Origin of the sequence: Pseudomonas sp. RL_105y_Pfl2_101 (assembly GCF_963970585.1) — a bacterium.
In the GTDB taxonomy this organism is placed as follows: domain Bacteria; phylum Pseudomonadota; class Gammaproteobacteria; order Pseudomonadales; family Pseudomonadaceae; genus Aquipseudomonas.
On record NZ_CAXAPG010000005.1, the window covers coordinates 257,718 to 279,478 of the forward strand.

Here is a 21,761-nt window from a genome sequence, read left to right on the forward strand (position 1 = left end):
TGGCTTGGGTCGCCCAGACTGATCGGGCTAGAATGCCAGCCCCTAAAAATGATGGCGGCATCCGGCATGCGCATTCAGTTGAACGGCGACCCCCTTGATCTGCCCGACGGTGAAACCGTTGCGGCCCTGCTGAACCGTCTGGAGCTCACTGGACGCCGCGTCGCGGTGGAACTCAATCTGGATATCGTCCCGCGCAGCCAGCACGCCGAAACCACGCTGAACGATGGCGACAGCGTCGAAGTGGTCCACGCCATCGGCGGCGGTTGACCCCAATCCTGTGAAAACCGCTGCGCTCGCAAATACTGCATTAAAAACAGGCTCGGAATGCTCATTTACAACCCGTAAACTCCGCTTCTTTGCCAGTTTTTGCCTTGTCTTTCCTTCGCACGCGACGTTTTCACAGCAGTTGGCTAATAAGCATTTCGCAAGAACCTCACCCCAACAGAGGATTTCCCATGAGCATCGTTCGTAGCGACAAGCCCTTCGTTCTGGCCGGTCGTACCTACCAGTCGCGTTTGCTGGTAGGCACCGGCAAATATCGCGACATGGAAGAAACCCGCCTGGCCATCGAGGCCTCGGGCGCCGAAATCGTGACCGTCGCCGTGCGCCGGACCAACATCGGCCAGAATCCGGGCGAACCGAACCTGCTGGATATCCTGCCGCCGGACCGCTACACCATCCTGCCGAACACCGCCGGTTGCTTCGACGCCATCGAGGCCGTGCGCACCTGCCGCCTGGCCCGTGAGCTGCTCGACGGCCACAACCTGGTGAAGCTGGAAGTGCTGGCGGACCAGAAAACCCTGTTCCCCAACGTGATCGAAACCCTCAAGGCCGCTGAAACCCTGGTCAAGGAAGGCTTCGACGTGATGGTCTACACCAGCGATGACCCGATCATCGCCCGTCAATTGGCGCAAATCGGCTGCATCGCGGTCATGCCGCTTGCCGGTCTGATCGGCACAGGCCTGGGGATCTGCAACCCGTACAACCTGCAGATCATCCTGGAAGAAGCCAAGATCCCGGTGTTGGTGGATGCCGGTGTCGGTACCGCTTCCGACGCCACCATCGCCATGGAGCTGGGTTGCGAAGCGGTGCTGATGAACTCGGCCATCGCCCACGCCCAGCAGCCGATCCTGATGGCCGAAGCCATGAAGCACGCCATCGTCGCCGGTCGCCTGGCGTACCTGGCCGGCCGCATGCCGAAAAAACTTTACGCCAGCGCCTCCTCGCCGCTGGATGGTCTGATCAAGTAAGAGCCATTGATGACTGAATCGAACGACACGCCGGTCCTGCCGGAAGAAGGCGAAGAGCGCCAACACCGCCGCATCAAGAGTTTTGTGATGCGCGCCGGGCGCATGACTGAAGGCCAGCAGCGCGGCCTGGAGCTGGGTGCGCCGCTGTTTGTCCTGCCGCTGGCCGATGCGCCGGTGGATTTTGACCAGGTCTTCGGCCGCTCGGCCCCGCGCTCTCTGGAAATCGGCTTCGGCATGGGCCATTCGTTGCTGGAAATGGCCACGGCTTCGCCGGAGCAGGATTTCATCGGTGTGGAAGTCCACCGTCCCGGCGTCGGTGCGCTGCTCAACGGCGTGCTGACTCAAGGGCTGAGCAACCTGCGGGTCTACGATTGCGACGCCATCGAAGTGCTCAACCGCTGCGTGGCCGACAACAGCCTCGATCGGCTGATGCTGTTCTTCCCGGACCCTTGGCACAAAAGCCGCCACCACAAGCGCCGTATCGTCCAGGCGTCGTTCGCTGAGTTGGTGCGCAGCAAGTTGAAGGTCGGCGGTGTGTTGCACATGGCCACCGACTGGGAACCCTACGCCGAATACATGCTGGAAGTGATGAACGTCGCCCCGGGCTATCGCAACCTTGCAGAAGATGGCAAGTGCGTACCGCGCCCGGCCGAACGGCCGATCACCAAGTTCGAACGCCGTGGCGAACGCCTTGGGCATGGGGTTTGGGATTTGAAGTTCGAGAAGTTGGCTTAAGCGTCACGCAGAACTCAATGTGGGCACTGAGCTTCTGTGGGAGCAAGGCTTGCCCGCGATAGCAGCGCCTCGGTAGCCACTTGAACCCCGAGTTGTTTGCATCGCGAGCAAGCTTTGCTCCCACATTTCGTTTTGTGGCGTATTGAAGCTCAGCGCCGATCCGCCACCACTCCAATCAACACCAGCACCACCAACAACACCGGCGCCAGGCTGTAGTTGTTGAACTGGCTCAAGCCCCGAACGACCCACGGCGTGGCGTAGATCAGTGCCGCACCGCTGCCGATCATGCACAGCAGGGCGATCAGCGGGACGCGCAAGGCACCGGCGATGCTGCCCAGGCGTTGTTCGACCCAGCCCTTGATATCGGCGCCAAACAGCACCAGCAGGCAGCCTACCAATGCCAGGGAGATTTCTGACAGGTTGCTGCGGCTCCAGCGGGACACGGTGGCGAGCAGGTCGAGTACCAGATCCATTCGATTTCCTTGTTTGGGTAATTAGCTCAAAAATGTCTGCAGCAAGTCGTTGAGAAACAGCTGTCCGCGCTCGGTGGCCGCCAGACGTGTCGGTTCGACCTGCAACAACCCGCTTTGTTCGGCCTCGCGCCGGCCTTCGGCCAGGCTTTGCAGGGGTAGCCCGGTGCGCTCCGGGTACAGCCGCGCCTCCACGCCTGCGGTCAGGCGCAGGGCATTCATCAGGAACTCGAACGGCAGCTCTTCGTTGGCCAGGGTCTTCTCGCCGGCCTGGAAGCTTTTGGCCGGGTTGAGATAGTCCTTGGGCAGGCGGGTTTTCCAGGTGCGCACGATGCGCCCGTCGGGATGGCTGAGCTTGCCGTGGGCGCCGGCACCGATGCCGATGAAGTCGCCAAAGCTCCAGTAATTGAGATTATGTCGCGCCGCCCGTCCGGGTTGGGCGTAGGCCGAAACTTCGTATTGGGCGTAGCCGTGTTCGGCCAGCAAGGCTTGCCCGGCTTCCTGGATGTCCCACAGGGTGTCGTCTTCCGGCAATGTCGGCGGCTGGTTCCAGAACACCGTGTTTGGCTCCAGCGTCAGCTGGTACCAGGACAAATGGGTCGGTTTCAAGGCGATGGCCTGGCGCAGGTCGCTCAAGGCGTCTTTCAGGGACTGGTCGGGCAGCCCGTGCATCAGGTCCAGGTTGAAATTGTCGAAACCGGCCTGCCGGGCCATGCCTGCGGCGCGCACCGCCTCGTCGCCGTTGTGGATCCGGCCCAGGGCCTCGAGCTTGGCCTGCTGGAAGCTCTGGATACCGATGGACAGGCGATTGATGCCCAAGGCCCGGTAAGCGACGAATTTCTCTTGCTCGAAGGTGCCGGGGTTGGCTTCCAGGGTGATTTCAATGTCCTGGGCGAACGGTATCCGCGCTTCCACCCCCTTGAGCAACCGCCCCAGGGCCCGGGCGCTGAACAGGCTTGGGGTGCCGCCACCGAAAAATATCGAGCTCAACGGGCGACCATAGACCGCGTGCAAATCCTGGTCGAGGTCGGCCAGTAAAGCGTCGACATATTCCTCTTCCGGCAACTGCGGGCTGGCGGTGTGGGAGTTGAAGTCGCAATACGGGCATTTGCGCACGCACCATGGGATGTGGACGTACAGCGCCAGGGGCGGCAGCACTGGCAGCGGCGCCCGGGGCGTTTGTACACCGCCATGAATCAGCGGTGCGGGAGCGTCATCGATCATTGCAGGCCCAGGCGTTGACGCAGCAGGGCCATGGCGCGGGCGCGGTGGCTCAGTTGGTTCTTTTCCACGGGGCCCAGCTCGGCGCTGGAGCAATTGCGTTCCGGCACCCAGAACAACGGGTCATAGCCAAAACCGTGCTCGCCGCTGGCTTCGGTGAGAATGCGCCCGTGCCACAGGCCTTCGCAGAGGATCGGCAACGGATCATCAGCATGGCGTACCAGGGCCAGCACGCACACGAACTGCGCGCTGCGCTCGGCTTCGGGCACGTCCGTGAGGACGTCGAGCAGCTTGGCGTTGTTCGCGGCGTCACCTTTGCCGTCGGCGTAGCGGGCCGAGTAAATCCCCGGCGCGCCGCCCAGGAAGTCCACGGCCAGCCCGGAATCGTCGGCCAGCGCTGGCAGGCCCGAGATGCGCGCGGCATTGCGGGCCTTGAGGATGGCGTTCTCGACAAACGACAGGCCGGTCTCTTCCGGCTCCACCTGGCTGAACTCGCCAATCGAGCGCAACTGCACCGACCCGCCGAGCATGGCTTGCAGTTCCTTGAGTTTGCCGGCGTTGTGGCTGGCCAGTACGAGTTGGGTGAAATTGATCATTGGCCCGGGAACAGTTCCTGGTTGAAGTTGATGGTGTTGATCTTGCCGTCAGTCTGCACCTTGATCTCGAAGGTGCGGGTTTCCTGCTGGGGCACCGGGTACTGGGCGATGTAGTAGATCGCGCCTTGCTCGGTCACCTGCTTGAATTGCAGTGGGATGCTCTGGCTGGTGAGGTCTTTCACCGTGCCGCTGACCTGGGCCATCAGAGGTTTGCCATCCTTGATCACCGAAACATTGATCACGCCCTGTTGCTTGCTGCGAATCAGCTCGGCGCCCTTGGCGATTTCCGGGGTCAGGAAGGTGGAATTGAACGTGTTGTAGTGCACGGTGATATCACCGAATTTTTCCATGCGCTCGCTCTTGATAGCGTCGGCGGCCATGGCGCCAACGCTCAGGCAAGCGGTGAAGAGAAATAACGCTAGACGTTTCATGTCGTGCTCCTGGGTAAGGCCGGGGCTTACACCGCGACCTGATGATCGGTAAGGCCTGGGCTGCTGACCCGATAGATGCCTATCTCACCTAACAGATTAGGCCATAGCTTACTGGCCCACCCGTGGCGGTGCTGTTGGTCTACGGCCAGGCGATCGATGACCTTGGCTTCACGCTCGCGGCACAGCGCTTCGAAATCCTCAAAGGTGCAGAAGTGGATGTTCGGCGTGTTGTACCAGGTGTAGGGCAAGAACTCCGAAACCGGCATGCGCCCCTTGCTCGCCAGGTACCAGCGGCAACGCCAGTGGCCGAAGTTGGGGAAGGTGATGATGCACTGGCGTCCGACCCGCAGCATTTCGTCGAGGATCTTGTCCGGGTAGTGCACCGCTTGCAGCGCCTGGGTCATGACCACAATGTCGAAGCTGTTGCTGGCGAAGTTGCCCAGGCCCTTGTCCAGGTCCTGCTCGATGACGTTGATGCCCTTGGCGACGCACTCGGCAATGTTGTCCGGGTCGTTTTCCAGGCCGTAGCCGCTGACCTGCTTGTTGTCTCGCAGCCAGCTCAGCAGTTCACCGTTGCCGCAGCCCAGGTCGAGCACGCGGCTGCCGGCGGGGATCCATTCCTGGATGATGTCCAGATCGGCTCTCATGGCGTCCTCACAGCGTTATACGGTTCATGTAGTTGCCGAACGCCTGCAGGTAGCGCGGGATCGGGATCAAAAAGGCGTCGTGACCCTGGGGCGCGTCGATTTCCAGGTAGCAGACGTCCTTGCGCGCGGCCATCAGCGCGTCGACCAGCTCCCGTGAACGCGCCGGGGAGAAACGCCAGTCGGTGGTGAACGACATCACGCAGAACTTGGCGGTGGCATTGGCGAAGGTTTTCGCCAGGTTATCGTCGAAGTTCGCCGCCGGATCGAAGTAGTCCAGTGCTTTGGTCATCAACAGGTACGTGTTGGCGTCGAAACGCCCGGAGAACTCTTCACCCTGATAACGCAGGTAGCTCTCGACCTGGAACTCGACACTGTGGAAGTCGTAGTTGAGCTTTTCGCTCTTGAGGCCTCGGCCGAATTTCTCGCCCATGGAGTCGTCGGACAGGTAGGTGATGTGACCAACCATCCGCGCCAGCATCAGCCCGCGCTTGGGGATCACGCCGTGTTCCTGGAATGAACCTCCATGGAATTCCGGGTCGGTGAGGATCGCTTGGCGCGCCACTTCGTTGAAGGCGATGTTCTGCGCCGACAGCTTGGGCGCCGAGGCGATTGCCAGGCAGTGACGCACGCGGTCCGGGTAGGTGATGGTCCACTGCAGGGCTTGCATGCCCCCCAGGCTGCCGCCGATCACGGCTGCCCACTGGTCGATACCGAGTCGGTCAGCCAGGCGTGCCTGGCTATGGACCCAGTCTTCCACGGTCAGCACCGGGAAATCGGCGCCGAAAGGTTTGCCAGTGTCCGGGTTGAGGCTGCTGGGGCCGGTAGAGCCATTGCAGCCGCCCAGGTTGTTCAGGCTGACCACAAAGAATTTGCTGGTGTCGATGGGCTTGCCCGGGCCGATGCAGCTGTCCCACCAGCCGGGCTTGCGGTCGTCGATGCTGTGGTAGCCGGCGGCGTGGTGATGCCCCGACAAGGCGTGGCAAATCAGCACGGCATTGCTCGCCGTGGCATTGAGGGTGCCGTAGGTTTCGTAGATCAGGTCATAGGCTGGCAACGAACGGCCGCAGGCCAGGGCCAGGGGCTCGCTGAAATGCGCCATTTGCGGCGTCACCAGACCAACGGAATCGGGGGGAAAGGCAGCTGGCATCGACCCTGCTCGCGTTGAAATGAGGCGTAAGTCTAAAGACCGCTGTGGCAGGCGGCAAGCAAAGGCGCCGCTGATTGTCCGCCGTTGTTTTTGTGGTGAGGGAGCTTGCTCCCGCTGGGGCGCGAAGCGGCCCTGTAGGAGCTGTCGAGTGCAACGAGGCTGCGATCTTTCCCCAGGCAATTGTGTCGTGAGCGAACGCACAACAGATCAAGATCAAAAGATCGCAGCCTCCGGCAGCTCAGGTGCCACCTAGCGGGAGCAAGCTCCCTCGCCACAGGGTTAACCAGGCCCCCGATCCAAGCCGGATCAGGTTGGCCGGACGAGGCCCGGCAACTCCGGCAGTTTCTTCGGCGAATGGATGCGCACCCGTTTCTGCCGGTTCAATTCGCCGCTGACCAGGCTGACCTGGCTCTTGGACACGCCAAATGCCTTGGCCAGGAACGCCATCAGGTACGCGTTGGCCTTGCCCTCGACCGGCGGGGCGGTGAGGCGGATTTTCAGGCGGTCACCGTGCAGCCCGGCGAAATCATCGCTGCGGGCTGCCGGTTGCAGGTGACACTCCAGGATCAGGTCGTCGCCGTCCCAGCGAAAGTAGCTCATCTGGTCAGATCAGCAGGCGCAGGATTTTCGGCATCATGGTCATCGCCGCCAGGTTGTTGATCACCAGCATGTCGATCAGCTTGAGCACCATGAACGCCAGGATCGGCGAAATATCCAGGCCGCCAAGGTTCGGCAGGATGCGGCGGAACGGCGCCAGGGCCGGCTCGCAGATCTGGTTCACCAGTTCGGCGCCCGGATTATGGCTACCCGGCGCGACCCACGACAGGATCACGCTGATGATCAGGGCGAAGAAAAAAATCTTCAGAAACAGCGCGGTCACGCCAATGATCGACCAGATCAGCAGTTGCAGCGGGTTGCCGATGGTGCCGTAGGTCAGCAGCAGGGTCAGGGCCATCAGCGCCAGTTGCACGAGGATCGCCAGGATCAGCGACGACATGTCCAGGCCGAACAGGCTGGGGATGATCCGACGCAGCGGCTTGAGCAGCGGCTGGGTGGCCTTAACGATGAACTGGCACAGCGGGTTGTAGAAGTTGGCGCGCACCAGTTGCAGCACGAAGCGCAGCAGCACGATCAGCAGGTACAGGCTGCCAAGGGTTTGCAGCACGTAGACCGCTGCAGTGTTCAATCCAATCATGAATGACTCCTTATTGGCCCAGTTGTTCGGCCATTTCGGCCGAGCGGTGCGCGGCGGCGCCGAGTGCTTTTTCCACCAGGGCTTCAAAGCCCCCGGCCTGGAACGATTTGATGGCCGCGTCGGTGGTGCCGGCCGGCGAGGTCACGCGGCGGCGCAGCTCGGCCGCATCGACGTCGCTGGACACCGCCATGTGCGCGGCACCGAGGGCTGTCTGCAAGGTCAGCTGAGCGGCGGTTTCCCGGGGCAGGCCGAGTTTCTCGCCGGCGGCGGTCATGGCTTCGATCAGCAGGAAGAAGTACGCCGGGCCCGAGCCGGAGACGGCGGTGACGGCGTCCAGTTGCTGTTCGGTGTCCAGCCACAGTGCCAGGCCGACAGCCGACAGCAGCTCCTCGGCCTGCTGGCGTTGTGCGGTGGACACTTGGGACGTGGCGAACAGGCCGCTGACGCCCTGGCGCAGCAGTGCCGGGGTATTGGGCATGCAACGTACGATCGGCTGCTCGCCGAGCCAGTTGTTCATGCTGGCGCACGTGATGCCGGCGGCAATCGACACCACCAATTGATGAGGTTTGAGACTTGGGCGCAGGGCTTCGCAGACGGTTTTCATCGCCTGCGGCTTGACCGCCAGCACGATGACGTCCGCGCCGTCGATGGCCTGGGCGTTGTCGGCGAAGGTTTCGATGCCGTGTTCGCTGCTCACCCGGGTGCGGGTCTCTTCGCCCGGATCGCTGGCGCGGATCAGGGAAGCGTCCAGGCCCTTGGCCCGCAGGCCGCCGATCAGGCTGGCGGCCATGTTGCCGGCGCCGATGAAGGCAATACGCGTGTTGCTCATGACAGGTCCTTATAAAGAGATGAGTCGGCCATGTTTCAGGATTGACCGTAGTCGCGGGCACCAAACAGGGCTGTACCGATGCGCACCCAGGTGGCGCCCTGGGCAATGGCCGACTCAAGGTCGTGGCTCATGCCCATGGAAAGGGTGTCCAGCGGCAGCGCCAGGCTGGCTTGCAGACGTTGGACCGCGGCGAAGGCAGCATCCTGGGCGGCGCGGTCTTCGGTGGGTTCGGGAATCGCCATCAACCCGCGCAGTTTCAAGCGGGGCAGTGCACTGATGGCGCTGGCCAGGGCGGGCAGGTCCGCTGGGGTACAGCCGGATTTGCTGGCTTCACCGCTGACGTTGACCTGAATGCAGATGTTCAGCGCTGGCAAGTCGGCCGGGCGTTGCTCGGACAGGCGCTGTGCGATTTTCAAGCGATCCACGGAATGCACCCAGTCGAAATGTTCGGCGATAGCACGCGTCTTGTTCGATTGAATGGGGCCGATGAAGTGCCAGATCAAGGGCAGGTCGGTCAGTTCGAGCTGTTTGCCCAAGGCTTCTTGCAGGTAGTTCTCGCCGAAGTCCCGCAGGCCGGCGGCATAGGCTTCGCGCAGGGCCTGGACGGGTTTGGTCTTGCTCACGGCCAGCAGTTTGACACTGTGTTCGGCACGCTGGGCGGCCTGCTCCGCAGCGCGGATGCGCGAACTAACCTGAGCGATGTTGTCTGCTATCGTGGACATAAAGAAGCGCCAGCGGTGAGGTTCGCGGCATTCTACTGGAATTGAGGAGCGCTATGGATATCACTGAGTTACTGGCGTTCAGCGCCAAGCAGGGCGCGTCGGACCTGCACCTGTCCGCCGGGCTGCCACCGATGATCCGTGTCGATGGCGATGTCAGGCGCATCAACCTGCCGGCACTGGACCACAAACAGGTTCATGAGCTGATCTACGACATCATGAACGACCGGCAACGAGTAGATTACGAAAAGTTTCTGGAGACCGATTTTTCCTTCGACGTGCCGGGCGTCGCGCGGTTCCGGGTCAACGCCTTCAACCAGAATCGCGGTGCGGGGGCGGTGTTTCGGACCATTGCGTCGAAAGTCCTGACCATGGAAGACCTGGGGATGAGCGAGGTGTTTCGCAAAGTGACCGAGGCGCCTCGCGGGCTGGTGTTGGTGACCGGGCCGACCGGTTCAGGCAAATCCACCACCCTGGCGGCGATGATCGACCACCTCAACAGCCACAAGCACCATCACATCCTCACCATCGAAGACCCTATCGAATTCGTTCACGAACCGCGCAAATGCCTGATCAACCAGCGTGAGGTGCATCGCGACACCCAGGGTTTCTCCACCGCCCTGCGCTCGGCCCTGCGGGAGGACCCGGACGTGATCCTGGTGGGAGAGATGCGCGACCTGGAAACCATTCGCCTAGCGCTGACCGCCGCGGAAACCGGGCACCTGGTGTTCGGCACCCTGCACACCACGTCGGCGGCCAAGACCATTGACCGGGTAGTGGATGTGTTCCCCGGTGATGAGAAGTCCATGGTTCGCTCGATGTTGTCGGAATCGTTGCAGGCGGTGATTTCCCAGGCGCTGGTCAAGAAAATCGGCGGCGGCCGGATCGCGGCGCATGAAATCATGCTGGGCACCTCGGCCATTCGGAACCTGATCCGCGAAGACAAGGTGGCGCAGATGTACTCGGCGATCCAGACCGGCGGTTCGCTGGGGATGCAGACGCTGGACATGTGCCTGAAGGACTTGGTGAACAAGGGGCTGATCAGCCGCGAACATGCGCGGGAGCGGGCGCGTACGCCCGATAACTTCTAAAGAGACAGGGAGGGGGTAGTCCCTGTAGGAGCTGTCGAGTGCAACGAGGCTGCGATCTTTCCCCTGCCGATTGAGTCGAGAGCGAAAGATCAGGATCAAAAAATCGCAGCCTTCGGCAGCTCCTACAGGTGCAACCTAGCTAAAGGCCATGCGCTCTTCAGCGCTGAACCACGCGCATCGCACTCGGCTGTTTCGGCAGCACGCGCTTGGCTACCACGTAGTGGGTGTTCCAGTACGGCTTGTTCAAGGTGTCGATGCTCACCGACTTGCCCCGGCGCGGGGCGTGGATGAAGCGGTCGTTGCCCAGGTAGATGGCCACGTGATTGATCCGGCGACTCTTGAGTTTGAAGAAGATCAGGTCGCCGGGCTTGAGGTCCTTGCGCTCGACTTTCTCGCCATGACCGGCGGCCATGGCGTTGGAGGTGCGCGGCAGGTCGAAGGAGGCGTCGTTGAAGGCGTATTTCACCAGCCCGCTGCAATCGAAACCTTTACTTGGGCTACTGCCGCCCCAACGATAAGGTGTGCCAAGTACATTCACGGCGCGGCTCAACACATTGCTGCTCGTTTTGGCCGCCATCGGCGGGACCAGCTTGCTGTTGGCCGTGCTCACGCGCTGGGCACTTGGCTTGTTTTTGCTCAAGGAAGCAGAAACATGGGATTTCGGGGTATAGCCGTTGACGTTGGGAAGACGTTGCTCACGATTGGTGGCGTGGGCGGCCAGTGGCAATAATAGGCAGAGGGTTAGCCATGTCTTGAAAAATGAACGCATTAGGCAGGGCTCTTGAAGGTTAGCGCGCAACTTTATAACAGCTTTTTTTGCCATTCCGAGGCCGTTTGTCGATTCGAAACGCCGCGCTAAAGCCAGCAAAATGCGACAAATTGACCTGATTGTCCGACAGACCCCCTATGCCACGGGGCTTTCACCGGCTCGGGTCGCCGAGGACCGCTTGTCGGCTGCGCATGAAAAAGTCACAAAAAGTCCGAAAAAATTTATCTATCGAGGCGAGAGAGGCCATTCATGAACAGCTATCAGCAGGACGCCAGCCACGATACCCACAGCAAAGTCATTGGGTATCTGTTGTGGATTTTCGGGTTCACCGGTGCTCATCGTTTCTATTACGGCAAGCCGGTCACGGGCACGATCTGGTTCTTCACCTTCGGCCTGCTGGGCATTGGCTGGCTGATCGACCTGTTCCTGATCCCGGCCATGGACCGCGAAGCAGACCTGCGTTTCACTCAGGGGCCTATCGAATACAGCGTGGCGTGGATTCTGCTGACGTTTCTCGGGGTGCTGGGCGTACACCGCATGTACCAGGGCAAATGGCTCAGCGGGATCCTTTACCTGCTGACTGGCGGGGTGTTTTTCCTGGGGGTGCTGTATGACTTCTGGACGCTGAACGATCAGGTCTCGATTCGTAATGCGCAGCAGCGTGGGGCTTTTCATTAATCAGTCAGGCCAAGTTGTCTGCATTCGCGAGCAGGCTCGCGCCCACAGGGATCTTCAGTGAACACATTATTTTGTGAGCACCTCAAATCCAATGTGGGAGCGAGCCTGCTCGCGAAGCAGGCGACGCAGTTTTTCAGGCCTGGTGAGTAATCCGCCCATCCATCAGGGTGTAACGCACCACACCTGGCAGGCTATGGCCGAGGAACGGGCAGTTGTCACCCTTGGAGCGCCAGGCTTCACCGGCCACGGTGGACGCGGCAGGGTCGAACAGTACCAGGTCCGCCGCGGCGCCAACCGCGAGTTTCCCCGCCGGCAGTTGCAGCGCTTGGGCCGGGCCGGCGCTCAGGCGTGCCAGCAGGGTCGGCAGGTCCAGCAAGCCATCTTCCACCAGTGTCAGGGCCAGCGGCAGCAGCAGTTCGACGCTGCTGATGCCCGGCTCGGTGGCGCCGAACGGTGCCAGCTTGGCATCGCGCTCGTGGGGTTGGTGATGGCTGGAGAGGGCCGAGATCACCCCGGATTTTACCGCCTCACGCAGGCCGTCGCGGTCGGCGCGGGTGCGCAGCGGCGGCTGGACGTGATAGACACTGTTGAAATCGATCAACGCTTCGTCGGTCAGGATCAACTGGTAGAGCGCCACATCGGCGGTCACCGGCAAGCCGCGGGCCTGGGCCTGGGCAATCAGTGCCGCGCCGCGGGCGCTGGTCAACTGGCTGAAGTGGGCGCGCACGCCGCTTTGCTCAACCAGCAGCAGGTCCCGGGCCAGGGCCACGGTCTCAGCGGTTTCCGGGATGCCCGGCAGGCCGAGGAAGCTGGCGGTCGGGCCTTCGTGGGCCAAACCGCCTTCGGCCAGGTCGTGGTCCTGGGAGTTGAAGATCACCGTCAGGCCGAAGGTCGCCGCGTATTCCAGGGCTCGGCACAGGGTACGGGTGTTGCGGAAACTGTTCAGGCCGTTGCCGAACGCCACGCAACCGGCGTCACGCAGGGCGATGAGTTCGGCCAGTTGCTCGCCGTCCAGGCCCTTGCTCAATGCCCCGATGGGGAAGACTTTGGTGTTACCGGCCTCGCGGGCGCGGTCGAGGATCAGTTCGGCCACGGCCGAGGTGTCGAGCACCGGTTTGGTCTGCGGCGGGCAGCACAGGCTGGTCACGCCACCGGCAGCGGCGGCCCGGGTTTCGCTGACGATGCTGCCTTTGCGGCTGTAGCCCGGTTCGCGCAGGGCGACGTTCAGGTCCACCAGGCCGGGAGCGGCTACCAGGCCTTGGGCGTCGAGGGTCTGGACTGCGATGAAACCGGCCGGCGCCGCACCAAGGGCGACGATCTTGCAGGCATCGATATGGATATCAGTCACTTGATCCAGGCCACTGGCTGGATCGATCACGCGTGCGCCGAGAATGCTGAGCTTCACTGGGCGTTCTCCTGGTCGAATTGGCGCTGGGCCGTTTGCCCGCTCATGGCCATGGACAGCACGGCCATGCGGATGGCGATGCCGTAGGTCACCTGGTTGAGAATCACCGAGTGCGGCCCGTCGGCCACCGCCGACTCGATCTCCACGCCGCGGTTGATCGGCCCCGGGTGCATGACGATAGCGTCTGGCTTGGCCCCGGCCAGGCGGGCGGTGGTCAGGCCGAACAGGCGGTAGAACTCGCCTTCGCTGGGCAGCAGGCCACCGGTCATGCGCTCGCGTTGCAGGCGCAGCATGATCACCACGTCCACATCCTTGAGGCCTTCGGTCATGTCGGTGTAGACCTTCACGCCGTATTGCTCGACGCCGATGGGTAGCAGGGTTTTCGGCGCGATCACGCGGATGTCCGGGCAGCCGAGGGTCTTGAGGGCCAGCATGTTCGAGCGGGCCACCCGCGAGTGCAGGATGTCGCCGACGATGGCCACCGACAGGTTCTCGAAGCTGCCCTTGTGCCGACGGATGGTCAGCATGTCCAGCATGCCTTGGGTCGGGTGGGCGTGGCGGCCGTCGCCGCCGTTGATGATCGCCACTTGCGGGCACACGTGTTCGGCAATGAAATGCGCTGCGCCGGAGTCGCCGTGGCGCACGACGAACATGTCGGCGGCCATGGCTTCGAGATTGCGCAGGGTGTCGAGCAGGGTTTCACCCTTGCTTGCCGAGGACGTGGACACGTTGAGGGTGATCACGTCCGCCGACAGCCGCTGGGCCGCCAGTTCGAAGGTGGTGCGGGTGCGGGTGGAGTTTTCGAAGAACACGTTGCACACGGTCTTGCCGCGCAGCAACGGGACTTTCTTCACCGCCCGGGCACCGACTTCGAGGAACGAGTCGGCAGTGTCGAGGATTTCCGTCAGCAGCTCGCGGCGCAGGCCGTCGAGGGACAGGAAGTGCTGCAGCTGGCCCTGATCGTTGAGCTGCAGCGGGCGCTTGGTTTCGAGAGGCGTCATCGCGATGGACTCTTACAAGGGCAGTTAAAGGGCAAGGTCTTGCAGTTCGAGTTGCAGCGGCGACGGGCCGGAGAGCTTGACGCGCTCATGGGCGGCCAGTGTCAGCGTCGCCCCGACCACGTTCGGGCGGATCGGTAGCTCGGCGGCGTCTAGGTCCAGCAGGCACACCAGCGTTACGCTGGCCGGGCGACCGTAGTCGAACAGTTCGTTCATGGCGGCGCGGATGGTCCGGCCGCTCATCAGCACGTCGTCGATCAGCACCAGGTGCTGGCCTTCGATCTCGAACGGCAGGGCCGAGGGGCGCACTTGCGGGTGCAGACCGTTCTGGCTGAAGTCGTCGCGGTAGAAGGACACGTCCAGGGTGCCCAGTGGCGATTGGCTGCCCAGTGCTTCGAGCAAGGCCTGGGCGACCCAGACGCCACCGGTGCGGATGCCGATGTAGCGCGGGTCGCTGATGCCGCGTTGTTCCAGGTGGGCCGTGAGACGAATCGCCATCTGGCTGATCAGTTCGGCAGGATTGGGCAGGCTCATGCTGGCTCCTTCAGGTTCCCGGGCCGGTGGTGAGTGGCGCGGTCTATCGCTAAGAGAAAGCGCCTTGGCGGCGCTTTCAAGAAATCAGGTTTCGAACAGGTCGGTGTTGGCGTCGAGCCAGCCTTGCAGCAGCAGGGCGGCAGCGATGGCGTCCACCGGGTTGTCGCGGTAACTGCCTTTCTGCCCGCCGCGCACCAGGCGCTCGCCCTTGGCCTCGAAGGTGGTCAGGCGCTCGTCATGGGTATAGAAGGGCAGGTTGTAGCGGCCATTGAGCCGGCGGGCGAACTTTTCGGCGCGCAGGCACATGTCGCTGGGCGTGCCGTCCATGTTCAGCGGCAGGCCGACCACCACCGCATCGGGTTTCCACTCCTTGATCAGCGCTTCGACCTGGTTCCAGTCCGGAACGCCATTCTGCGCCTTCAGGGTGCACAACTCGCGGGCCTGGCCGGTAATGACCTGGCCGACCGCTACGCCGATCTGTTTGGTGCCGTAATCGAAGCCCAGCAGCAAGCGCAGGGCCATCAGGCGTGTCCTGCCTGGCTGGTGAGCAGGCTGAGGTTGACCCCCAACCGGCTGGCCGCCGCTTCCAGGCGCAGTTCGCTGCTGGTGTTGAACAGGATGTCGGCGTCGAACGGGCAGGTCAGCCAGGCGTTGTCAGCCAGTTCGGTTTCCAGTTGCCCGGGTTCCCAACCAGCATAGCCGAGGGCGATCAGACTTTTCTCTGGGCCGACGCCATCAGCGATGGCGAACAGCACGTCCTGGGAGGTGGACAGCGACAAGCCGTCCAGGTCCACCGTGGCCTGGAATTTGGGGCCCAACGGGTGGAGCACGAAACCGCGATCAGTCTGCACCGGGCCGCCGATGAAAATCGGCACGTGCTGGCACAAGAGTGGCGGTTCCATCTCTGGCCGCAACTGCTCAAGAATGTCCGCCAGGTTCAGCTCCTGCGGGCGATTGACTACCAGCCCCATGGCCCCATTGGCCGTGTGCTCGACGATGTAGGTCAAGGTATGGGCAAAGTTCGGATCGGCCATGTGCGGCATGGCAATCAGGAAGTGATGCTTGAGGTAGGTGGGGCTGACGTTTTTCATAGGCGCTAGTGTGGCGGCGCAGGGCCGAACTGACAAGCCAGGAAATACCTGAGACTGTCACCAATCCCCTGTGGGAGCGAGCTTTGTGGGAGCAAAGCTTGCTCGCGATCCAGGCGCTGCGGTCCTCAAGAGACCGCGGCGTTTTCATCGCGGGCAAGCCTTGCTCCCACACAGCTCGTTCCCACAAGGGATCTGCGGCGGGTTCAGGCGTCGATGTGGCTCAGTTACTGGAAAGCTTGTCGCCCCGGGCGAACTTCCAGGTGCGGATGATTTCCAGCCGGTCGATGTCCGACAAATCCCCGGTAAACGGTGCGAACGGTGCGGCCAGGCGCACGATTCGTTGGGCGGCCTGGTCCAAAAGCGGCTGGCCGGAGGATTCGAGCACCAACACTTCATACAACGAGCCGTCGCGGTTGATCGAGACCATGAGTCGCAGGTTGCCGTAGATCTGTTTGCGCCGCGCTTCGTCGGGATAGTTGAGGTTGCCGATGCGCTCGACCTTCTTGCGCCAATCGTCCTTGTACCAGGCACCCTTGTCGCGCATGGTCGAGGCGGCGCTCAGGCGGTGGATGCGCGGGCGCTTGGCGTAGAGCTGTTGCTCCTGGGCCAGTTCGGCTTCCAGGCTGGCGATGTCGCTGGACAGCTGTGAGCTGTCGAAGGTGGGGACGGGGGCCTTGGGCTTGGGATTCGGCTTGACCTCCTGCTTGGCCGGGGCCTTTTTCGGCTTTGGCGCCACGGTGGTCACGGCTGCCTTGGGCGCCGTCTCCTGCACTTCGGGCTTGGCGGCTGGTGGCGGAGTGACTTTTTGTACCTGGGTGTCCTGGAACGGCGCGATCTCGGTGGTCTTGGGGGTCGCCTTTTTTTCCAGGGTGCCGCTGCCTTGCTGGTTTTCCTGGGCGAGGAAGTCGGCCTTCTTGGGCTTGGTCTCGCTCTTGAAGGTGGCCAGGGTGATTTCCAGGGTCTGGCTGATCTGCTTGGGCTCGACCGTGGCGAAACCGACGCCCAGCAACAGGGCCAGGTGGATCAATGCCGCCAGGAACAGGGTAAAACCGAGGCGATCGGCCGGGCGCACGCGACGATGGGCGAGCTCTTGGGGCAGATCGGACGGGAGTGTCATGACAAGGAAACCAACATCGCGCTTTTTTCAGGCCGGGCATGATAACGCAATGTGGGTTTCCTTCAGCAGATCTGGATCAACGAGCCTTGAGCTTCTGATCGATGGCATCCATCAGCATGCCGCCAATGTCGGTGCCAAAGGCATTGTCGATCTCGCGGATGCAGGTCGGGCTGGTGACGTTGATTTCCGTCAGGTGCTCGCCGATCACGTCCAGACCTACGAACAGCAGGCCTTTCTCGCGCAGGGTCGGGCCGACCTGGGCGGCGATCCAGCGATCCTTGTCAGTCAATGGACGCGCCTCGCCACGCCCGCCCGCTGCCAGGTTGCCGCGGGTTTCGCCGGCTGCCGGGATGCGCGACAGGCAATAGTCCACCGGTTCGCCGTCGATCATCAGGATGCGTTTGTCGCCATCGACGATGGCCGGTAGGTAACCCTGGATCATGATCTGCTGCTGACCGTGCAAGGTCAGGGTTTCGAGGATCACCGAGAGGTTCGGATGGCCAGCGGTGTGGCGGAAGATCGAGGAGCCGCCCATGCCGTCCAGGGGCTTGAGGATCACGTCGCCATGATGGTCGGCAAATTCGCGCAACACGTCCGGACGACGGCTGACGATGGTTGGCGGCGTGCATTGCGGGAACAGCGTGGCGAACAGCTTTTCGTTGCAATCGCGCAGGCTCTGGGGCTTGTTGACCACTAGCACACCGGCGTTTTCAGCCTGTTCCAGCAGGTAGGTGGAGTACACGAACTCCATGTCGAACGGCGGATCCTTGCGCATCAGGATCACGTCCAGGTCGCTGAGCAGTGCATCGCTTTCGGTGCCCAGTTCAAACCACTTCTCGGGGTTGGCGAAGACTTTCAGCGGCTTCATCCGCGCCCGAGCCTGGCCTTCGGCCTGGTAGAGGTCGCGCTGTTCCATGTAGAACAACTCCCAGCCGCGCTTCTGAGCGGCCAGCAGCATGGCCAGCGAGCTATCCTTTTTATAGGAAATGCTGGCGATAGGGTCCATGACAATGCCGACGCGTACGCTCATGGCTTGTTTCCTCGAAATTTGATGGGCACATATTGGCGTGAAAAAGTGGCGTCAGAGTGGCGCCCGGAAGATTGGCGGTCAAGGAAAAACCACCGCGCCGAGCGGCCGATAGATCGGCGATGGAGACTGTGCTAAAAAGGCTGCCATGTGACGTGTGGGCCTTGAACATCAAGGGTTTGCGCTGTCGATCACACTTACGCGTTAAAACCCGGTTCGCAGTGGCAATGGCAGAGCATCTCACGCAGCAGCAACCCAGCGCCTTGAAGGTCATGGTCATCGACGACTCGAAGACCATCCGCCGCACCGCCGAAACCTTGCTGCGCAACGTGGGCTGCGAGGTAATTACGGCCGTCGATGGTTTCGATGCCCTGGCCAAGATCGCCGACCACCATCCGGGCATCATTTTTGTCGACATCATGATGCCGCGCCTCGATGGCTACCAGACCTGTGCCTTGATCAAGAACAACAGCGCGTTCAAGGCCACGCCGGTGATCATGCTGTCGTCCCGTGACGGGTTGTTCGACAAGGCCAAGGGGCGCATCGTCGGTTCCGATCAGTTTTTGACCAAACCGTTCAGCAAGGAAGAACTGCTGGGCGCGATACAGGCCCATGTTCCGGGCTTTGCCGCTGTCCAGCCGCACCAGGCACATTAATGACACTCGGCCACCGGGTCTGGGGTCAACAAAAAATGGGGAACACCATGGCACGAATTCTGATCGTCGATGATTCACCGACTGAAATGTACAAACTGACCGGCATGCTGGAAAAGCACGGCCATCAGGTCCTGAAGGCCGAGAATGGCGCCGATGGCGTGGCCCTGGCCCGTCAGGAGAAACCCGATGCGGTGCTGATGGACATCGTCATGCCCGGCCTCAACGGTTTCCAGGCCACGCGCCAGTTGACCAAGGATTCCGACACCGGGCACATCCCGGTGATCATCATCACCACCAAGGACCAGGAAACCGACAAGGTCTGGGGCAAGCGCCAAGGGGCGAAGGACTACCTGACCAAACCGGTGGACGAAGAAACCCTGATCAAGATCCTGAACAACGTGCTGGCGGGTTGATGACGCGGCCATGAGCCTATCCCTGACCGCTTTCGAACTGCTGCTGCAGATCGACCGGCGCTGCCGGTTGCTGGGGGCGGGCCTGCCCTCCCAACCGACCCACCGCGCCGGGTGGAGCGGCATCGGCTTTCGCTTGGGCGAGCATTGGTACGTGGCGCCGATGGGCGAAGTCAGCGAAGTGCTGCACGAACCACGTCACACGCATTTGCCCGGGGTCAAGCCATGGGTGCGTGGAGTGGCTAACCTGCGCGGGCGCTTGTTGCCGTTGATGGACTTGTGCGGGTTCTTCGGTCACGAGCTGTCGACCGTGCGCAAGCAGCGGCGCGTGTTGGTGGTGGATCACGACGAGGTGTTTGCCGGGTTGTTGGTGGACGAGGTCCTTGGGCTGCAGCATTTTGCCCAGGACAGCCTGGAACCAACGCTGCTGGACGACCTCGACGGCCCGGAAGCGGCTTTCGTCAAGGGCCGGTTTGGCGGCGAGCGCGAGTGGCAAGTGTTCAGCCCGTTTGCCCTGGCGCGGTCGCCGGGGTTCATGGATGTGGCGATTTAGGTGACTGCACAACTCTGGGTAGGGGAGTCCGGTCGGGCTTGGGATTGTGGATAGATTGGGCAGTACAGGCGAGAACCGATGATCAAAGCAAAAACAGGCAAGCCACTTGAAGCGTCGCGCAGTCGTTCGCAGATCATCGTGCTGTTCGTCGCGCTGATCGTCTTCATCATGCTGCTGTTCGCCAACTTCGCTTACCTCAACACCCAATCCACCTATGACAAACAGTACATCGGCCATGCGGGTGAGCTGCGGGTGCTGTCCCAGCGCATTGCCAAGAACGCCGCCGAGGCCGCCGCCGGTAAACACGCGGCGTTCAAGCTGCTGGGCGATGCGCGCAATGACTTTGCCCAGCGCTGGGGCTCCCTGAAACAGGGCGACCCGGTGACTGGCCTGCCCCCAGCGCCTGCCACCCTGCGTCCGCAGATGCGCGCCGTGCAGTTGGATTGGGAGCGCCTGCTCAAGAACACCGATGCCATTCTCTCCAGTGAACAGACCGTGCTGTCGTTGCACCAGGTGGCGGCGACCCTGGCCGAAACCGTGCCGCAGTTGCAGGTCGAGTACGAAAAAGTCGTCGAGATCCTGCTGCAGCGCGGCGCGCCGGCCGCCCAGGTGGCCATGGCCCAGCGCCAGTCGTTGCTGGCCGAGCGGATTCTCGGCGCGGTGAATACCGTGCTGGCGGGGGACGAAAATGCCAGCCAGGCCGCCGACACCTTCGGTCGCGACGCCGCGCGTTTTGGCCAGGTGCTCAATGGCATGTTGCAAGGTGACCCGGCCCTGAAGATATACCTGGTCCAGGACCGCGATGCCCGGGCACGCCTGAGCGAAATCAGTGAGCTCTTCGAGTTCGTCTCCGGTTCGGTGGACGAAATCCTCGAGACCTCCCCGGAGCTGTTCAAGGTTCGTGAATCGGCCGGCAACATCTTCAACCTGTCGCAGACCCTGCTCGACGAGGCTTCGCACCTGGCCACGGCTTTCGAAAACCTCGCCGGTGGGCGTTCCATCAACACCATCGGCGGCTATGTGCTGGGTTTGCTGGCGCTGATGTCGATTATCCTGATTGGCCTGGTGATGGTCCGCGAAACCAACCGCCAGTTGCACGAAACCGCACAAAAGAACGAGCGCAACCAGAATGCGATCATGCGGTTGCTGGATGAAATCGAAGACCTGGCCGATGGCGACCTGACCGTTACCGCTTCGGTCACCGAGGACTTCACTGGCACCATCGCCGACTCCATCAATTACTCGGTGGATCAACTGCGCGATCTGGTGGCGACCATCAACCTCACCGCCGGCCAGGTCGCCGCCGCCGTGCAGGAAACCCAGGCCACGGCGATGCACTTGGCCCAGGCTTCCGAGCACCAGGCCCAGCAAATCTCCGAAGCTTCGACTTCAATTAATGAAATGGCCCAGTCCATCGACCAGGTGTCGGCCAATGCCGCCGAGTCGTCGGCGGTGGCCGAGCGGTCGGTGGAGATCGCCAACAAGGGTAATGAGGTGGTGCACAACACCATTCATGGCATGGACAACATTCGCGAGCAGATCCAGGACACCGCCAAGCGCATCAAGCGCCTGGGTGAGTCATCCCAGGAAATCGGCGACATTGTCAGCTTGATCGATGACATTGCCGATCAGACCAACATCCTGGCCCTCAACGCCGCCATCCAGGCGTCCATGGCCGGTGATGCCGGACGCGGGTTCGCGGTGGTGGCCGATGAAGTGCAGCGTTTGGCCGAGCGCTCTTCGGCGGCAACCCGGCAAATCGAGACCTTGGTGCGGGCGATCCAGGCCGACACCAACGAGGCGGTGATTTCCATGGAGCAGACCACCACCGAAGTGGTGCGCGGTGCGCGACTGGCCCAGGATGCTGGCGTCGCCCTGGAAGAAATCGAAGGCGTGTCCAAGACCCTGGCGGCGCTGATCCAGAGCATTTCCAACGCGGCGCAGCAACAGACCACCTCGGCGGGGCAGATTTCCTTGACCATGAACGTGATCCAGCAGATCACTTCGCAGACCTCGTCCGGCTCCACCGCCACTGCCGAGAGCATTGGCAACCTGGCGAAAATGGCCAGCCAACTGCGTCGTTCGGTGTCGGGGTTCACGTTGCCGGCGGCGTCTGGCGATGAGGAAACAGCGTGACCAACCGGATCCATCGGTTGGAAAGGGCTTTTTGTGGCAAGGAGGTTTCTGTGGGA

Annotated in this window: 27 protein-coding genes; 9 read left to right on the plus strand and 18 right to left on the minus strand. The window is 62.2% G+C overall.

The window, feature by feature from the left end:
• Positions 1-66: 66 nt before the first annotated feature.
• The 3 genes from thiS (at position 67) to trmB (ending at position 1,985) form a co-directional block, all read left to right on the plus strand.
• Complete coding sequence (gene thiS / locus AACY31_RS08950; protein ID WP_339477591.1) at positions 67-267, plus strand: sulfur carrier protein ThiS; 201 nt, start codon at positions 67-69, stop codon at positions 265-267.
• A gap of 188 nt (positions 268-455) precedes the next feature.
• On the plus strand, positions 456-1,250 hold the full coding sequence (locus tag AACY31_RS08955) for a thiazole synthase (protein ID WP_339477589.1): 795 nt from the start codon (positions 456-458) through the stop codon (positions 1,248-1,250).
• A gap of 9 nt (positions 1,251-1,259) precedes the next feature.
• Positions 1,260-1,985, plus strand: coding sequence for a tRNA (guanosine(46)-N7)-methyltransferase TrmB (gene trmB, locus AACY31_RS08960; protein ID WP_339477586.1), 726 nt, complete (start codon positions 1,260-1,262; stop codon positions 1,983-1,985).
• 149 nt (positions 1,986-2,134) lie between these two features.
• Here trmB and AACY31_RS08965 read toward each other — a convergent pair whose 3' ends face one another.
• The 10 genes from AACY31_RS08965 to AACY31_RS09010 form a co-directional block, all read right to left on the minus strand.
• Positions 2,135-2,458 (minus strand): DUF3392 domain-containing protein, encoded by a 324-nt coding sequence (locus AACY31_RS08965; protein ID WP_003177482.1) that lies wholly within the window; start codon positions 2,456-2,458, stop codon positions 2,135-2,137.
• 21 nt (positions 2,459-2,479) lie between these two features.
• Positions 2,480-3,679, minus strand: a complete 1,200-nt coding sequence (gene hemW / locus AACY31_RS08970) for a radical SAM family heme chaperone HemW (RefSeq protein ID WP_339477584.1) — start codon at positions 3,677-3,679, stop codon at positions 2,480-2,482.
• Positions 3,676-4,272 (minus strand): RdgB/HAM1 family non-canonical purine NTP pyrophosphatase, encoded by a 597-nt coding sequence (rdgB, locus tag AACY31_RS08975; RefSeq protein WP_339477583.1) that lies wholly within the window; start codon positions 4,270-4,272, stop codon positions 3,676-3,678. The genes hemW and rdgB overlap by 4 nt, the downstream gene beginning before the upstream one ends.
• The gene (locus tag AACY31_RS08980; RefSeq protein ID WP_339477581.1) at positions 4,269-4,703 is read right to left on the minus strand and encodes a DUF4426 domain-containing protein; all 435 of its coding nucleotides are present in this window, start codon (positions 4,701-4,703) and stop codon (positions 4,269-4,271) included. Before AACY31_RS08980 ends, rdgB begins: the two co-directional genes overlap by 4 nt.
• A gap of 26 nt (positions 4,704-4,729) precedes the next feature.
• The gene (gene metW, locus AACY31_RS08985; protein ID WP_339477580.1) at positions 4,730-5,350 is read right to left on the minus strand and encodes a methionine biosynthesis protein MetW; all 621 of its coding nucleotides are present in this window, start codon (positions 5,348-5,350) and stop codon (positions 4,730-4,732) included.
• Positions 5,351-5,357: 7 nt separating this feature from the next.
• Entirely contained in the window at positions 5,358-6,497 is a 1,140-nt protein-coding gene (gene metX, locus AACY31_RS08990; protein ID WP_339504337.1) for a homoserine O-succinyltransferase MetX, read from the minus strand.
• Positions 6,498-6,803: 306 nt separating this feature from the next.
• Entirely contained in the window at positions 6,804-7,097 is a 294-nt protein-coding gene (locus tag AACY31_RS08995; RefSeq protein ID WP_003206488.1) for a DUF167 domain-containing protein, read from the minus strand.
• A 4-nt stretch (positions 7,098-7,101) separates the two neighbouring features.
• A complete protein-coding gene (locus tag AACY31_RS09000; RefSeq protein ID WP_339477579.1) occupies positions 7,102-7,692 on the minus strand; it encodes a YggT family protein in 591 nt (196 codons plus the stop codon).
• A gap of 10 nt (positions 7,693-7,702) precedes the next feature.
• A complete protein-coding gene (gene proC, locus AACY31_RS09005; protein ID WP_339477578.1) occupies positions 7,703-8,521 on the minus strand; it encodes a pyrroline-5-carboxylate reductase in 819 nt (272 codons plus the stop codon).
• A gap of 35 nt (positions 8,522-8,556) precedes the next feature.
• Positions 8,557-9,243, minus strand: a complete 687-nt coding sequence (locus AACY31_RS09010; protein ID WP_339477577.1) for a YggS family pyridoxal phosphate-dependent enzyme — start codon at positions 9,241-9,243, stop codon at positions 8,557-8,559.
• A 53-nt stretch (positions 9,244-9,296) separates the two neighbouring features.
• Between AACY31_RS09010 and AACY31_RS09015 the strand changes: the two genes are divergently transcribed.
• Positions 9,297-10,331, plus strand: a complete 1,035-nt coding sequence (locus tag AACY31_RS09015) for a type IV pilus twitching motility protein PilT (RefSeq protein ID WP_339504339.1) — start codon at positions 9,297-9,299, stop codon at positions 10,329-10,331.
• Positions 10,332-10,488: 157 nt separating this feature from the next.
• On the opposite strand, the gene AACY31_RS09020 is transcribed toward AACY31_RS09015, so the two are convergent.
• Entirely contained in the window at positions 10,489-11,100 is a 612-nt protein-coding gene (locus AACY31_RS09020) for a C40 family peptidase (protein WP_339477574.1), read from the minus strand.
• Positions 11,101-11,349: 249 nt separating this feature from the next.
• On the opposite strand from AACY31_RS09020, the gene AACY31_RS09025 reads away from it, so the two are divergent.
• The gene (locus AACY31_RS09025; RefSeq protein ID WP_339477573.1) at positions 11,350-11,778 is read left to right on the plus strand and encodes a TM2 domain-containing protein; all 429 of its coding nucleotides are present in this window, start codon (positions 11,350-11,352) and stop codon (positions 11,776-11,778) included.
• A 133-nt stretch (positions 11,779-11,911) separates the two neighbouring features.
• On the opposite strand, the gene AACY31_RS09030 is transcribed toward AACY31_RS09025, so the two are convergent.
• The 7 genes from AACY31_RS09030 to gshB all read right to left on the minus strand — a co-directional run bounded on the left by AACY31_RS09030 (position 11,912) and on the right by gshB (position 17,953).
• On the minus strand, positions 11,912-13,183 hold the full coding sequence (locus tag AACY31_RS09030) for a dihydroorotase (protein ID WP_339477571.1): 1,272 nt from the start codon (positions 13,181-13,183) through the stop codon (positions 11,912-11,914).
• The gene (locus AACY31_RS09035; protein ID WP_100263606.1) at positions 13,180-14,184 is read right to left on the minus strand and encodes an aspartate carbamoyltransferase catalytic subunit; all 1,005 of its coding nucleotides are present in this window, start codon (positions 14,182-14,184) and stop codon (positions 13,180-13,182) included. The genes AACY31_RS09030 and AACY31_RS09035 overlap by 4 nt, the downstream gene beginning before the upstream one ends.
• Before the next feature lie 24 nt (positions 14,185-14,208).
• Positions 14,209-14,715, minus strand: a complete 507-nt coding sequence (gene pyrR, locus AACY31_RS09040; RefSeq protein WP_339477569.1) for a bifunctional pyr operon transcriptional regulator/uracil phosphoribosyltransferase PyrR — start codon at positions 14,713-14,715, stop codon at positions 14,209-14,211.
• Between the two features lie 84 nt (positions 14,716-14,799).
• A complete protein-coding gene (ruvX, locus tag AACY31_RS09045) occupies positions 14,800-15,237 on the minus strand; it encodes a Holliday junction resolvase RuvX (RefSeq protein WP_339477567.1) in 438 nt (145 codons plus the stop codon).
• Positions 15,237-15,806 (minus strand): YqgE/AlgH family protein, encoded by a 570-nt coding sequence (locus AACY31_RS09050; protein WP_339477566.1) that lies wholly within the window; start codon positions 15,804-15,806, stop codon positions 15,237-15,239. Before AACY31_RS09050 ends, ruvX begins: the two co-directional genes overlap by 1 nt.
• 220 nt (positions 15,807-16,026) lie before the next feature.
• A complete protein-coding gene (locus tag AACY31_RS09055) occupies positions 16,027-16,923 on the minus strand; it encodes an energy transducer TonB (protein ID WP_339477564.1) in 897 nt (298 codons plus the stop codon).
• Positions 16,924-16,999: 76 nt separating this feature from the next.
• Positions 17,000-17,953, minus strand: a complete 954-nt coding sequence (gene gshB, locus AACY31_RS09060; RefSeq protein ID WP_339477562.1) for a glutathione synthase — start codon at positions 17,951-17,953, stop codon at positions 17,000-17,002.
• 224 nt (positions 17,954-18,177) lie between these two features.
• Here gshB and AACY31_RS09065 point away from each other — a divergent pair, with 224 nt between their 5' ends.
• The 4 genes from AACY31_RS09065 (at position 18,178) to AACY31_RS09080 (ending at position 21,705) form a co-directional block, all read left to right on the plus strand.
• Positions 18,178-18,606: a response regulator gene (locus AACY31_RS09065; protein WP_003206467.1), complete on the plus strand. Its 429-nt coding sequence runs from the start codon at positions 18,178-18,180 to the stop codon at positions 18,604-18,606.
• Between the two features lie 47 nt (positions 18,607-18,653).
• On the plus strand, positions 18,654-19,019 hold the full coding sequence (gene pilH / locus AACY31_RS09070; protein WP_339477558.1) for a twitching motility response regulator PilH: 366 nt from the start codon (positions 18,654-18,656) through the stop codon (positions 19,017-19,019).
• Between the two features lie 10 nt (positions 19,020-19,029).
• Positions 19,030-19,569: a chemotaxis protein CheW gene (locus AACY31_RS09075; RefSeq protein ID WP_339477557.1), complete on the plus strand. Its 540-nt coding sequence runs from the start codon at positions 19,030-19,032 to the stop codon at positions 19,567-19,569.
• 78 nt (positions 19,570-19,647) lie between these two features.
• Positions 19,648-21,705: a methyl-accepting chemotaxis protein gene (locus AACY31_RS09080; RefSeq protein ID WP_339504342.1), complete on the plus strand. Its 2,058-nt coding sequence runs from the start codon at positions 19,648-19,650 to the stop codon at positions 21,703-21,705.
• Positions 21,706-21,761 lie beyond the last annotated feature (56 nt).

What these genes read in the sequence shown, in the direction of transcription:
- thiS (WP_339477591.1), top strand. Translation starts at nt 67, where the DNA reads ATGCGCATTCAGTTGAACGGCGACCCCCTTGATCTGCCCGACGGTGAA.
- AACY31_RS08955 (WP_339477589.1), top strand. Translation starts at nt 456, where the DNA reads ATGAGCATCGTTCGTAGCGACAAGCCCTTCGTTCTGGCCGGTCGTACC.
- trmB (WP_339477586.1), top strand. Translation starts at nt 1,260, where the DNA reads ATGACTGAATCGAACGACACGCCGGTCCTGCCGGAAGAAGGCGAAGAG.
- AACY31_RS08965 (WP_003177482.1), bottom strand. Translation starts at nt 2,458, where the DNA reads ATGGATCTGGTACTCGACCTGCTCGCCACCGTGTCCCGCTGGAGCCGC.
- hemW (WP_339477584.1), bottom strand. Translation starts at nt 3,679, where the DNA reads ATGATCGATGACGCTCCCGCACCGCTGATTCATGGCGGTGTACAAACG.
- rdgB (WP_339477583.1), bottom strand. Translation starts at nt 4,272, where the DNA reads ATGATCAATTTCACCCAACTCGTACTGGCCAGCCACAACGCCGGCAAA.
- AACY31_RS08980 (WP_339477581.1), bottom strand. Translation starts at nt 4,703, where the DNA reads ATGAAACGTCTAGCGTTATTTCTCTTCACCGCTTGCCTGAGCGTTGGC.
- metW (WP_339477580.1), bottom strand. Translation starts at nt 5,350, where the DNA reads ATGAGAGCCGATCTGGACATCATCCAGGAATGGATCCCCGCCGGCAGC.
- metX (WP_339504337.1), bottom strand. Translation starts at nt 6,497, where the DNA reads ATGCCAGCTGCCTTTCCCCCCGATTCCGTTGGTCTGGTGACGCCGCAA.
- AACY31_RS08995 (WP_003206488.1), bottom strand. Translation starts at nt 7,097, where the DNA reads ATGAGCTACTTTCGCTGGGACGGCGACGACCTGATCCTGGAGTGTCAC.
- AACY31_RS09000 (WP_339477579.1), bottom strand. Translation starts at nt 7,692, where the DNA reads ATGATTGGATTGAACACTGCAGCGGTCTACGTGCTGCAAACCCTTGGC.
- proC (WP_339477578.1), bottom strand. Translation starts at nt 8,521, where the DNA reads ATGAGCAACACGCGTATTGCCTTCATCGGCGCCGGCAACATGGCCGCC.
- AACY31_RS09010 (WP_339477577.1), bottom strand. Translation starts at nt 9,243, where the DNA reads ATGTCCACGATAGCAGACAACATCGCTCAGGTTAGTTCGCGCATCCGC.
- AACY31_RS09015 (WP_339504339.1), top strand. Translation starts at nt 9,297, where the DNA reads ATGGATATCACTGAGTTACTGGCGTTCAGCGCCAAGCAGGGCGCGTCG.
- AACY31_RS09020 (WP_339477574.1), bottom strand. Translation starts at nt 11,100, where the DNA reads ATGCGTTCATTTTTCAAGACATGGCTAACCCTCTGCCTATTATTGCCA.
- AACY31_RS09025 (WP_339477573.1), top strand. Translation starts at nt 11,350, where the DNA reads ATGAACAGCTATCAGCAGGACGCCAGCCACGATACCCACAGCAAAGTC.
- AACY31_RS09035 (WP_100263606.1), bottom strand. Translation starts at nt 14,184, where the DNA reads ATGACGCCTCTCGAAACCAAGCGCCCGCTGCAGCTCAACGATCAGGGC.
- pyrR (WP_339477569.1), bottom strand. Translation starts at nt 14,715, where the DNA reads ATGAGCCTGCCCAATCCTGCCGAACTGATCAGCCAGATGGCGATTCGT.
- ruvX (WP_339477567.1), bottom strand. Translation starts at nt 15,237, where the DNA reads ATGGCCCTGCGCTTGCTGCTGGGCTTCGATTACGGCACCAAACAGATC.
- AACY31_RS09050 (WP_339477566.1), bottom strand. Translation starts at nt 15,806, where the DNA reads ATGAAAAACGTCAGCCCCACCTACCTCAAGCATCACTTCCTGATTGCC.
- AACY31_RS09055 (WP_339477564.1), bottom strand. Translation starts at nt 16,923, where the DNA reads ATGACACTCCCGTCCGATCTGCCCCAAGAGCTCGCCCATCGTCGCGTG.
- gshB (WP_339477562.1), bottom strand. Translation starts at nt 17,953, where the DNA reads ATGAGCGTACGCGTCGGCATTGTCATGGACCCTATCGCCAGCATTTCC.
- AACY31_RS09065 (WP_003206467.1), top strand. Translation starts at nt 18,178, where the DNA reads ATGGCAGAGCATCTCACGCAGCAGCAACCCAGCGCCTTGAAGGTCATG.
- pilH (WP_339477558.1), top strand. Translation starts at nt 18,654, where the DNA reads ATGGCACGAATTCTGATCGTCGATGATTCACCGACTGAAATGTACAAA.
- AACY31_RS09075 (WP_339477557.1), top strand. Translation starts at nt 19,030, where the DNA reads ATGAGCCTATCCCTGACCGCTTTCGAACTGCTGCTGCAGATCGACCGG.
- AACY31_RS09080 (WP_339504342.1), top strand. Translation starts at nt 19,648, where the DNA reads ATGATCAAAGCAAAAACAGGCAAGCCACTTGAAGCGTCGCGCAGTCGT.